Here is an 11907-nt window from a genome sequence, read left to right as displayed (position 1 = left end):
ACACGGCTTTATAACTTTGGCGCTTTCGACCAGTCGGCAGCGAATTTTTCCATGCCCTGATCCGTCAATGGATGTTTGGTCAACTGCTCGATGACACTGAACGGAATGGTCGCGATATGCGCGCCTGCCATCGCAACACGGGTCACATGATCCGGGTGGCGGACCGATGCGGCAATGATTTGCGCGTCCAGCTTATGCACACGAAACAGCTCGGCAATTTTGGACACAAGCAGCACGCCGTCTTCCGAAATATCGTCCAAGCGGCCTAGAAACGGCGACACATACGTTGCACCGGCGCGAGCCGCTAGCAGCGCTTGGTTAACGGTGAAGATCAGCGTAACATTCGTTTTGACGCCTTTCTTCGTCAGGTAGCGGCAAGCTTCCAATCCGGCCAGTGTCATCGGAAGCTTAATCGTAATTTTGCTGTCGCCGCCGTTGATTTTGATCAGCTCATTCGCCTCTGTTATCATCTCCTCCGCCGACAATGCGTTTGGCGTTACTTCTGCAGACACCGATTCCACCTCCGGCACCAGTTGCAATATCTCTGCGATACGGTCCTCGAATTTGACGCCCTCTTTCGCCACTAGCGAAGGATTCGTTGTTACTCCCGACAATACGCCAATTCCGTAAGCCTTCTGGATATCTCCAATATTTGCGGTATCGATAAAAAATTTCAAAATCATTCCTCCGTCACATCGTTTTATCGTGCATGCTTATAATAAGCTTCTCCCATAAGGCGGCCGCGCATCCCGCCGCTTTCACTTTTAGACAGCTAAAAAAAGGCTTGCCCGCAATGCGGACAAACCCTTCTTTTATGTGCAGTATTGGATTAAGGAATGTACAATAGCTGACCTTCAGCAACTGCAGACTCGTTCAAGCCGTTATAGAGCAATATTTCACGCGGATTCATGCTGTATCTGACGGCGATTGATTCTAAAGTCTCGTCCCGCTGAACGATGCAGACACGGATTTTGCGGAATTCCCGTTCATCGCTTTGCTTGCCAAGGAACAAGGTTTTCCACTCAATCTCGTCACCGGAATGAGCAGCCTTGGATGAATCAACGGCCTGCTGCGCCGCTACCTGCTCTGCAGCCTCCCGTGCTGCCTGCTCTCGTTTGCTCGTCTGCAGCAGCGTCATCAGCCCGACATTAACGGCCTGCTCCGGATCTGTACCCGGCTGCTTGCTGCCGAAGCCGATGCGCAGCTCCTGCTTCTCCGCTTCTTCTGCATTCTTCGGCTCGCCTGCCGCAAACCATTGCTCATCCCGTTGCTCCTGCTCCCAAGCAGGCTCGCTCTCCTCTTCTGAGGCAAAGTCTGCATCCGCTTGAGCATCGCGAATGGCAAACTCCTCGTCCGACTGCTGCTCTGCAGCGTGAGCAAAAACGCGCTCCTCGGAATAAGGCGAACCAAACTGCGGCAAAGGCTGAGGCTGCGATGGCTGCTGTTGCAGCGGGTGAGACGGAGGCTGGGACTGCGGCTCAAACCATTGCGCAGCCGACCAGCCGGAGTCTCGCGGAGATGCAGAGATCGTAACTGCAGCCTCGCTGTCTTCCTCCCGCTCCTCATAGTCCGGCTCGTCAGCGTCCTCTTGATCGTCCTCAAAATCTTCATCGTCGTCGTCATTCTCTTCCGAGCTTGAGTCATAAAGCTCCTGCTGCGCTTGCAGCCTCGCCTGAAGCACCTGCTCATCGAAATCAGCCGTTTCCCGCTCATGAACGACAGTAATCGGCTCCTCCCGCCAAGCTTCCTCAGCCTCCGGCAGCGGCTCAACCAGAATGCCCCGCAGCGACAGAACACCGGTAATGTTAAGCGTCCTTGAGCTAAGCAGGTCGACGTCGAAATTGTCAATCTCCACGGAAATTTCGTCGAGACGGGATATCCGATTCAACGGCAGCGTAATTTCCACAGGAATCCAATGTTCCAGCGTTTGCAGCAAGGAACCTTCTGCCTGCCCTCTGTAGACACCGGTCAAGAGCAGCTGTCCCTTTAGAACCGCGTGGTCGTCCTGCTCAATGACTTGAATGCGGGGAACGAGTTCAATTTCCTCCAGCTCTTCAATAGCTGCTACTTCATCCGGTAAATGAATGCGTTCGTAGACATCAAAACGCAATCCCTTCGATTGATCTGTCACGCTTTGTCCTCCCTCCCTAATCTGAATGCTTTGGCTACTATATACATTCCCTATTATTTATATGGCAGGATTGGGAGGAGCATGACTATCATTTTGTACGGGAGCCCAGCTTGTCGCGCAGCGTCTCCAGCCAAGCAGGAGCAGGCGCCTTTGCTTCAATGGACAAGCCGGTCCACGGATGCGGAAATAACAATCGTTCACCGTGGAGCGCTTGATGCGGCAGCAGCGTACCATCACCGCCATACAGCCGGTCTCCTACTAACGGATGGCCGATATGGCTCATATGGACCCGAATTTGATGCGTGCGGCCCGTCTCCAGTTGAAGACGAACGACAGAAGCATTGCCTATTGTCTCTACCAGTTCGTAATGAGTGACCGCCTGCTCGCCATTTGGCGACACCCTCCGGCGTGAAGGCTGATGGCGGTCTTTGCCAATCGGCGCATGAATCGTTCCAGACCGGGCTGCCAGACGGCCATGAACGACGGCGATATATCGCCTGTCTATCCGCTTTGCCCGCATCGCCTCATCCAACACCCACTGAGCCAAGTCATTTTTCGAATAAAGCACCGGTCCTGACGTATCGTCATCGAGCCGGTGAATATGGCGTACGGGCAGAAGATCATTCTTCGCCAGCATATGCTGGGCGGCAGCCTCATCCAGCGTACCGCTTTGACCGGGATGCGATTCATGAACCGGCATGCCGGCCGGCTTCAAGAAAACCGCACAGAAATCATCCTCATAGAGCAGCTCAGCAAACACGGTTTCCTGCGCTCCAGAGCGGCTGGCTGCGGCCTTCCGGTAGAGCGGATCGGCAGCCCCCTTGGCAGCAGCGGGAAACGCCAGCAGCTTCAGCGCTTCGTCCTCCCGCTGTATGCCGCCTACCGAGAACAGCCGATTGATCCATTTGGCGGGAAAAGGCGCGTAATCGATCAGCCATTGGCGCATCGCATGGGAGCTTATCCCCGCTTCGGGGCTCTCCGCATTAGCTGCCGCAGCAAGGGCGGACAACCCTTCGCCATCGAGCACGAGCCATTCCTTATCTCTCCGGTATGCAAGTGTCGGCTTCATAGGCAAATTTGCCTCCTTTCAGAAAAAAGCCAGCGGCCGAACGCGCTTACGTCCTGCCGCTGGCTGTATATAAGTTGTGGTTACAGTCGGCTGAAAGCCGTGTCATGAGCAGCAATTGTCGCATCGATATCATCATCCGAGTGGACGCCGGAGACGAACATGCCTTCGAATTGCGAAGGCGCAATGCTGACACCAAGCTCCAGCATCGCCGCAAAATAAGCTTTGAATCGCTCCATATCCGATGTTTTGGCCGTATCGAAGTTAATGACGACTTTATCGGTGAAGAACGGACAAACCATCGAACCTACACGGTTAATTGTAGTGGCAATGCCGTGTTTCGCTGCGTTCTGCTCGAACCCGCGCTGAAGACGTACCGCCTGACGCTCCAGCAGCTCATAACGCTCAGGAGTCATCAGCTTCAGCGTCGTATAGCCCGCCGCCATCGCAAGCGGATTGCCCGACAGCGTTCCTGCCTGATAGATTGGACCGCTTGGCGCGATCATCTCCATGATGTGGCGTTTACCGCCGTAAGCGCCAACCGGCAAGCCGCCGCCGATCACTTTGCCGAAGCAGGTCAAATCCGGGACAATGCCGAACAGCCCTTGCGCGCATTGATAATGAACACGGAAGCCGGTCATCACCTCGTCGAAAATAAGCAGGCTGCCGTATTGCTCCGTAATGTCGCGCAGTCCCTGCAGGAAGCCAGGCAGCGGCGGAACGACGCCCATATTGCCGGCTACCGGCTCAACGATAATGCAGGCGATTTGCTCGCCAAATTTCTCAAATGCGAGTTTTACCGAATCGAGATCATTGTACGGAACCGTAATCGTCTGGGAAGCTACGCCTTCCGGAACACCCGGACTGTCCGGCAAGCCGAGTGTCGCGACACCTGAGCCCGCTTTTATAAGCAAGCTGTCGGCATGGCCATGGTACGAGCCCTCGAATTTCAAAATCATGCTGCGTTTCGTGTAGCCGCGGGCAAGGCGCAGCGCGCTCATCGTCGCTTCTGTACCGGAATTAACCATACGGACGATATCGACCGATGGCACCCGCTCGCATACGAGCTCAGCCATCAGCGTCTCCAGCTCGGTTGGCGCGCCGAAGCTCGTTCCCTTCTCTGCTGTCCGTTTGATGGCCTCAATGACTTCCGGATGAGCATGACCCATAATAAGTGGTCCCCATGAGCCGACGTAATCGATATAGCTGTTGCCGTCGATGTCATACACGCGGCTGCCTTCGCCCCGCTCCATATAGACTGGAGTAAGTCCAACGGATTTGAATGCGCGAACCGGACTGTTTACGCCCCCGGGAAGCACTTTTTTCGCCCGTTCAAACGCTTCTCTAGAACGAGTATCCTGTCTTCTGCCGATCGAATTATGGTCGCTCATCGATTATTCCTCTCCTCTAAGCCAGCGTGAAGCATCCTTCGCGTGGTAAGTGATAATCATGTCTGCGCCTGCGCGCTTCATTCCGGTCAACGTCTCCAGCACGACGCTTTTCTCATCGATCCAGCCGTTAGCCGACGCCGCTTTAACCATGGAATACTCCCCGCTTACGTTATAGGCTACAACGGGCAGGTCAAAGCTATCCTTAAGCTGTCTCACGATATCGAGATAGGCAAGAGCAGGCTTAACCATCAGCATGTCAGCACCTTCTACGACGTCGGATTCCGCTTCGCGAAGCGCCTCGCGTGAATTGGCAGGGTCCATCTGATACGTCTTGCGGTCGCCGAATTGCGGTGTCGAGTGGGCCGCTTCACGGAACGGACCGTAGAAGGACGACGCATATTTCACAGAATAAGACAGAATCGGAACATGCGTAAAGCCGGCTTCATCCAGACCGTCGCGAATCGCCGCTACGAAACCGTCCATCATGTTGGAAGGCGCGATGACGTCCGCTCCCGCTTCCGCTTGGGATACCGCTGTCCGGACGAGCAGCGCCAGCGATGCATCGTTGTCTACGACAGCCGTTCCGGTCGCTTCGTGCACATGCACAACGCCGCAGTGGCCATGATCGGTAAATTGGCATAAGCAGGTGTCCGCCATGACGATCAGTTCAGGCGCCCAGCCCTTAATCGCGCGTGTTGCTTCCTGAACGATGCCATTCGGATCGTACGCGGAAGAACCCTCTGCATCCTTATGATCCGGAACGCCAAACAGCATGATCGCTTGAATGCCCAGCGAGACGATATCGCGGATTTCCGCTTCCAGCAGATCCATCGACAGATGATAAACACCAGGCATCGATGCGATCTCTTCGCGGATATTGGCACCATAGGTTACGAAAATCGGATAAATGAAATCATTTGCGGTCAATACCGTTTCCCGCACGAGGTTGCGCATGGCCCCCGATTGGCGCAGTCTGCGATGTCGAACGATAGGAAATGCCATAGTTATTCCTCCTCCTAGTTCCTTGCCTTATATAGTGTTATATAGTTATAGGATGCATCATTTTGCTGCAGCCTTCGAATAGATAATCATAATGACGTGACGTTATACGAGCTTGCTTGCCTGATGCTGCGTCAACGCCTCAATCAAGGAAGCAATCGTCGCCTCTTGCGGCTCAATCGTTACCTGCAGGCCCGCAGCCTCGGCTGTCTGGGTCGTCAACGGTCCAATGGAAGCAATGTCAACGCCATTGAGAGCAGCAACCGGATCATCGATGCCGTTGCGTCGTAATATTTCCAGCAGATTCGCCACCGTAGAAGAGCTTGTGAAGGCGACAACATGAATTTGCCGCTCGCGAATCCATTCCAGCGCCTGATCATCCTGCGTATCAGCCAGAGCGGTCTCATACACATCAGCTTGCACAGTCTGCAATCCGCGGGCTTCAAGCTCCCGGGGCAATACTTCGCGGGCTAGATCACCGCGCGGCAGCAAAGCAATCTGGCCGGGTGCAAGCTTGTCCTCCAGCTGCTCCAGCAAGCCTTCCGCCTGAAACTTGGCCGGAAGCTCCTCTACCGCTAATCCCCGATCGGCAAGCGCCTCGGCTGTTTTAGGACCTACAGCAGCAATCCGGGCTTTGTTGAAGCGGCGAATATCGATGCCAAACCTGCGCAGCCAGCGGAAAAAGTAGTCCACACCGTTGACGCTTGTGAAGCAAATCCAGTCGTATCGCTCCGCTTGCTCGAATGCATCCCGAAGGGCTTGTACTTTCGCCGGCTCTGAAGGCTCGCGAATATCAATGACCGGATATTCACAAGGCTCGCCGCCCAGCTCCTCAATCAGGTCTGCCAGCTCGCTTGCCTGCGATCTCGCCCGGGTGACCAGAACACGCACGCCAAACAGCGGCTTGCGCTCATACCATTGCAGCTTCTCGCGCTGCAGGACAACGTCGCCCACGACAATAACAGCCGGCGGCTGAAAATTCGCTTCCTTCACAATGCGCTCGATTGATTCCAGCGTGCCGACTATCGTCCGCTGCTCCACACGCGTACCCCAGCGGATCAAAGCGACCGGTGTATCGGCTCTCTTGCCATGCCGGATCAGCTGCTCGGCGATATAGCCGATTTTGGCAACGCCCATCAAGAAAATAAGCGTGCCCGTAGCGTTCGTCACTTTATCCCAATGAATTGATTTATCCAGCTTATCAGGGCTTTCATGCCCCGTTACGATGGACAGGGAGGAAGCAAGATCACGGTGCGTGACAGGAATACCCGCGTAGGCAGGTACTGCTATCGCCGAGGTGATGCCTGGCACAATTTCAAATTCAACGCCGTTAGCTCTTAGCAGCTCTGCTTCTTCGCCAACCCGGCCAAAAATCGTCGGGTCGCCGCCCTTCAGCCTCGTTACATTTTTGCCTTGCAGCGCCAAATCAACGAGAAGCTGGTTAATTTCCTCCTGCTTCATCGTATGGCGGTCAGGCAGTTTGCCGACATAGATTTTTTCCGCACCGGGCTTCAAGTGCCGCAGCAAACGCGGACTAGCCAGCCGGTCATAGACGACAACGTCGCTGCGCTTCAAGCATTCCAATCCGCGAACGGTAATAAGCTTAGGATCGCCAGGACCTGCCCCAACCAGATAGACAATCCCTTTATCCCGTTCGCCAGCTAAAGTCTTCTCTTCCCCATACCCCATCTGCTATCCCTCGATTTCTGCCAAAATCCGGTCTGCGCCTCTTGCCGAGAGCGCCGCCGCAACATCCCGGCCCAATTGCTCGGGATCGCTGCCCCGCAGCATTTCCTTCAACAGCACCGAGCCATCGGGTGTGCCAACGATGCCCGTAAGCTCCAGCTCCAAGGCTGCCGAATCCGTGCTCATCTGCCGTACCGTTGCATAAGCGCCGATCGGAATTTGGCAGCCGCCGTTCAGCGCGCCTAGAAAGCTTCGCTCTGCCCGAACCGCCAGCGAAGTCTCTTCATCATTATAAAGCGACAACAGCTCGCGTACGGCAGAATCGTCTTCGCGGCATTCAATGCCGAGCGCGCCTTGTCCGACTGCCGGAACGGATACGTCCACCGGAATCTTAGTCGATATCCGATCATCCCAGCCCATGCGCGTCATGCCAGCCGTTGCCAAGACAATCGCATCAAAGCCCTCGGTCTCCAGCTTGCGGATACGGGAGTCGATGTTGCCGCGAACGGACTCCAATTGAAGATCAGGTCTGGCATTCTTCAACTGGCAGGAACGGCGAAGGCTGCTTGTGCCGACTCTGGCGCCCTTCGGCAAATCGTCAAGAGATGAGCCGTCCTTCATAATCAGGCAGTCACGCGGATCGACCCGCTTCGGAACCGCTCCGTTCATCAATCCTTCCTGCAGCTCGTAAGGCATATCCTTCATGCTATGAACGGCAAGGTCAATCTCGCCGTCAAGGAGAGCTTGCTCGATTTCTTTGACGAACAACCCTTTTCCGCCGACCTTGGAGAGCGTCACATCGAGAATGCGATCGCCTTTCGTAACGATTTTGCGAATTTCAAAGGAATAGCCAAGGCCGTGCTTATCGCTAATACGCTTGAGCTCATCAATTACTTGGCCAGTCTGCGTCAGCGCAAGCGCGCTTTGCCTTGTACCTACTACGATCGTGCGCTGTCCGTTATTTGTCGTTTCCATTATGTAACCCCTCCGTTATCAACTTCTGAAGCCGTTCCAGCCAAGCATCCAAATCTTCATCGCCTTCTTGCATGCGAGGTGCTTCTGCCGCAGCGAGCCGCAGCAGCTCATGCCTCTCTTGCGGGTCTTCTACAGCCGCCTTGGCCCGTTCTCTCAACCCGCGAAGCCTTTGAACTGCAGCCTCATATTCATCTCCATAGGCTTGCTCCAGCTCGCCCCTTATTCTTGCAGCAAGCGCAGGACTTGCGCCGCTTGCCGATACGGCAAGCAATAAGTCTCCCCGGCGTACAACAGCGGGATTGGCAAAATCAGAGCCGGCCGCATCATCGGCAATATTCGCCCATGCTCCGGCACGCCGGCCATCCTCAGCGGCGGCTTGATTCAACAAGGCGTCATCCGTTGCAGCGAATAGCAGCCGTGCCCCTCTGGCGTCCTCGGCTTGATAAGGCCTTGCAGACGCTTGAATGATACCGTCCTTAGCAAGAGCTTGCAGACGCGGCGTCAAGACCGGACTTATCAGTACGACGCTATCGGCACCAGCCTCCAGCAGCGCTAGCGTCTTGCGTTCTGCAATACGTCCGCCGCCTACGATCACGACTTTCTCTCCGCGAAGCTGCAGCATCACCGGGTACATGACAAGCCCCCTCTATCTATGTCGACAGGCATTTATCTTTTGCTTTAATGAAAAGCAGATATAAAGTTGGACAATAAATTAAGAATAAGGACGAAGAAAGCCAGCACATGCAGCCGGGCAAGCTGAGTGCCCGGACGATTCAGCATCGCACGCTGAACAACGTAAATAATATACATGACGAGCGCAGCGAACGATGAGACAACCTTCCAGTCCAGCAGCAGAGATGTCTGGCCTTCGATCAGCAGCAGCGTTACCGCTACGGATAAAGACATCGCCAGCAGCGGCACCCCGATAATGATCGCACGGTCGGAATACCGCTCGATCGTATCCAGACTTGGAAAGCGCCGCACATATTTCGACCATCGCTTGTCCTTCAGCTGCTGATGAAGAAACAGGTACATCCCGGCAAAAATCGATCCTACTGTAAGCGCCGCATATGCGCATAGGATAAGGCTGATATGAACGAACAGCAGCTCGCGCATCGTCGAGGACAATGCCATGCGTGATTCTTCCCCGGGACGGCTGTACATATTAAGCGCCAATACGGCGAAACCGACAATATTGACTAAAAAGACGATAAACTCGATTTTGAAAAACCGGCTGATAACAAGCGATATGGTGACGAGCAGCCATGAAAATCCCAGCCAATATTCAAAGGTTGAGATAGACGTCATCTCAAGATGGGTAAAAATCCGAATAACAAGAAAGACAGTTTGTAATATCCACACAAAAATAAGGAGCCCTGTTCCGATCCGTTTCGCTCTCCGGTTCGCATCCATGAAATCGGAGAAGTAAAACAAAAGGCTCAGGGCGTACATATAAAGTATCGTGTCATACAGCCAATTTTGCGTTCCCATAAGCGCCTCCACGCTGCGCTCCTTTTAAAGTGAGGAGCGCTCTACCTAGTGACGGACGCCAGCGATGGCGCTGCCCCGCGTACAGGCGCTTTGTTCTTCAGCGCTTCGGCCGCGGCTATCGTATCGTTCGCCGCTTGAAGCTCCGCTTGCTTCTGAGCAAGCTGCTCCTCGAGCGCAAATATTTTTACGAACATATCCATCGCTTCGTCCGCATGCTTCTCTCCGGCCATCTCTTTAATCCGTAAGATCGGATCCTGCATCATTTGATTGACGATGCTTTTCGTCAGCTTGCCGATGACCTTCAGCTCATGCTCATCGAGGTCAGGCAGTTTGTTCCGCATGCTTGCCATGGTATCCTCATGAATATCGGCAGCTTTCGTCTGCAGGGCACGGATGAGCGGAACGACACCAAGCGTACGGTACCATTGAGCGAAAACTTCAATCTCGAACTCAATCATCGGCTCGATCTTCGCTGCTTCCGCACGGCGATGCTCCAGGTTGCTCTCCACGATGCCCTCCAAATCGTCGATATCGTACAAGAATACATTTTCAACTGCAGCAATCGCCGGATCTAAGTCTCGAGGCACCGCAATATCAATCATAAACAGCGGCTTCGACTTGCGGCGCTTCATTGCAGCAGCTACCGCAGCACGGTCCAGTACGTAGCCTTCAGCTCCGGTAGAGCTGATTACGATATCCGCCTCATGCAGCTTGGCTGCTGCTTCCTCTATCGAGTAAGGAACGCCATTGAACTTGTCCGCCAATTGGGCCGCACGCTCAAAGGTGCGGTTGGCGACAATAACCTGAGTAGCGCCGTTGGCGTACAGATGCTTAGCCGTCAGCTCGCCGGTCTCGCCCGCCCCGATAATCATGACGGTCTTCTTGTTGAACTGCCCGAAGATCCGTTTGCCCAGCTCCACAGCCGCATAACTTACCGAGACAGCCGATTCGCCGATTGTCGTGACCGAATGCGCTTTTTTCGCCATCGTAATCGATTGCTTGAACAGCATATTAAAAAGCGTGCCCGTCGTCTTCTCTTGCTGGGCAAGCGCAAACGCATCCTTAACCTGACCGAGAATTTGCGTCTCTCCGATTACCATGGAGTCTAGTCCGCTCGTTACCCGGAACAGATGCTCGATGGCCTTATCGTCCTCATACATATAGAGATGGTTCGTGAACTGCTGTCTTGGCAGCTTGAACCATTGCTCCATAAAGCTGCGGATATAATGGCCGCATAAATGATGGCGATCGACTACTGCATACAGCTCGGTACGATTGCAGGTCGCCACAATGACACATTCCATAATGCTGCTAGTCTGCTTCAGCTGCTTCAACGCTTGTTGCATTTCTTTTTCCGCGATGGCGAATCTCTCCCTTACTTCTACGGGAGCCGTCCGATAGTTCAGTCCGACTACGATAATGTGCATGCGCGATCACCTGCCTTTCCTTTTATATATCATACGAATAATAAGCAAATTTCATTAACGCATCGTTTGTCAATCGTAATTATAGCATAGTTCGACAACCATATTGGATGCATTTATGAATAATGTTTGAAAAACTGATTCTCATTATTCCCATTTCACACAAAGAAATAACCATGGACGCTCCCGCCGCTTAACGCGCAGAATCGTCTATGGTTATTTGATATCAATCATTGCGGGCTATTAGACTAGCTCGGTTTGTTTCATTGCCGGTTCTTCCACTTGCAATTCGCCCATGCCGCGAACAAGCTTCTTGGCATGCGTCTTCGTCGGTTTCAGCACTGCGATCATATAATCAATTGCAAGCTGCGGATCCACGGTTTCACCGCAGGTATAACAGTCAAGAGCGGCAAATCCTCTCTCAGGATACGTGTGAATGGAGAGATGGCTCTCCGACAACAGTACGAGCACCGTTGCGCCTTGAGGTTCAAATTGCTTCGATTGCACAGACATTACAGTAGCGCCGCATGCATCAGCAGCCTCCACCATTTGGGCTTGCAAAAATTCAGCGTTGTTCAGCAGATCAAAATCTACACCCCAAGCGTCAACAGCAACGTGTCTTCCGAAAGTTGAATATTCCATCTTCCGGTCCCCCTTCCTAGGAATAAAATGTTTAAAAATTTCATCCGCTAGGACCTACGTCATTCACTTCCCGAGGGAATACTCTCTCGCAACATAAACATG

Annotated in this window: 11 protein-coding genes; all 11 read right to left on the bottom strand. The window is 53.7% G+C overall.

Annotated features, from left to right (window positions below; genetic code table 11):
* Positions 1-8: 8 nt before the first annotated feature.
* The 11 genes from fsa to speD all read right to left on the bottom strand — a co-directional run bounded on the left by fsa (position 9) and on the right by speD (position 11805).
* Positions 9-677: a fructose-6-phosphate aldolase gene (gene fsa / locus ACFVVF_RS16130; protein ID WP_387811351.1), complete on the bottom strand. Its 669-nt coding sequence runs from the start codon at positions 675-677 to the stop codon at positions 9-11.
* A 152-nt stretch (positions 678-829) separates the two neighbouring features.
* Complete coding sequence (locus tag ACFVVF_RS16125; protein WP_387811348.1) at positions 830-2131, bottom strand: LysM peptidoglycan-binding domain-containing protein; 1302 nt, start codon at positions 2129-2131, stop codon at positions 830-832.
* An 88-nt stretch (positions 2132-2219) separates the two neighbouring features.
* Positions 2220-3200, bottom strand: coding sequence for an RluA family pseudouridine synthase (locus tag ACFVVF_RS16120; protein WP_387811345.1), 981 nt, complete (start codon positions 3198-3200; stop codon positions 2220-2222).
* A gap of 80 nt (positions 3201-3280) precedes the next feature.
* Positions 3281-4588 carry a glutamate-1-semialdehyde 2,1-aminomutase gene (gene hemL, locus ACFVVF_RS16115; RefSeq protein WP_387811342.1) on the bottom strand — a complete coding sequence of 436 codons (1308 nt, stop codon included), beginning with the start codon at positions 4586-4588 and terminating at the stop codon, positions 3281-3283.
* A 3-nt stretch (positions 4589-4591) separates the two neighbouring features.
* Positions 4592-5590 carry a porphobilinogen synthase gene (gene hemB, locus ACFVVF_RS16110; RefSeq protein WP_387811339.1) on the bottom strand — a complete coding sequence of 333 codons (999 nt, stop codon included), beginning with the start codon at positions 5588-5590 and terminating at the stop codon, positions 4592-4594.
* A 102-nt stretch (positions 5591-5692) separates the two neighbouring features.
* Positions 5693-7276, bottom strand: coding sequence for a uroporphyrinogen-III C-methyltransferase (gene cobA, locus ACFVVF_RS16105; protein ID WP_387811336.1), 1584 nt, complete (start codon positions 7274-7276; stop codon positions 5693-5695).
* A gap of 3 nt (positions 7277-7279) precedes the next feature.
* Entirely contained in the window at positions 7280-8248 is a 969-nt protein-coding gene (hemC, locus tag ACFVVF_RS16100; protein WP_387811333.1) for a hydroxymethylbilane synthase, read from the bottom strand.
* Positions 8232-8882 carry a precorrin-2 dehydrogenase/sirohydrochlorin ferrochelatase family protein gene (locus tag ACFVVF_RS16095; protein WP_387811330.1) on the bottom strand — a complete coding sequence of 217 codons (651 nt, stop codon included), beginning with the start codon at positions 8880-8882 and terminating at the stop codon, positions 8232-8234. Before ACFVVF_RS16095 ends, hemC begins: the two co-directional genes overlap by 17 nt.
* Before the next feature lie 44 nt (positions 8883-8926).
* Positions 8927-9739 carry a cytochrome C assembly family protein gene (locus ACFVVF_RS16090; protein WP_387811328.1) on the bottom strand — a complete coding sequence of 271 codons (813 nt, stop codon included), beginning with the start codon at positions 9737-9739 and terminating at the stop codon, positions 8927-8929.
* A 41-nt stretch (positions 9740-9780) separates the two neighbouring features.
* Positions 9781-11166, bottom strand: coding sequence for a glutamyl-tRNA reductase (gene hemA, locus ACFVVF_RS16085; protein WP_387811325.1), 1386 nt, complete (start codon positions 11164-11166; stop codon positions 9781-9783).
* Positions 11167-11406: 240 nt separating this feature from the next.
* Positions 11407-11805, bottom strand: coding sequence for an adenosylmethionine decarboxylase (gene speD / locus ACFVVF_RS16080; protein ID WP_042164783.1), 399 nt, complete (start codon positions 11803-11805; stop codon positions 11407-11409).
* Between the last annotated feature and the right edge of the window lie 102 nt (positions 11806-11907).

Source organism: Paenibacillus sp. NPDC058174, assembly GCF_042883865.1.
Taxonomy (GTDB): Bacteria; Bacillota; Bacilli; order Paenibacillales; family Paenibacillaceae; genus Pristimantibacillus.
The sequence above is the reverse complement of the archived record's forward strand: the minus strand, read 5'-3'. Positions and strand labels throughout refer to the sequence as shown.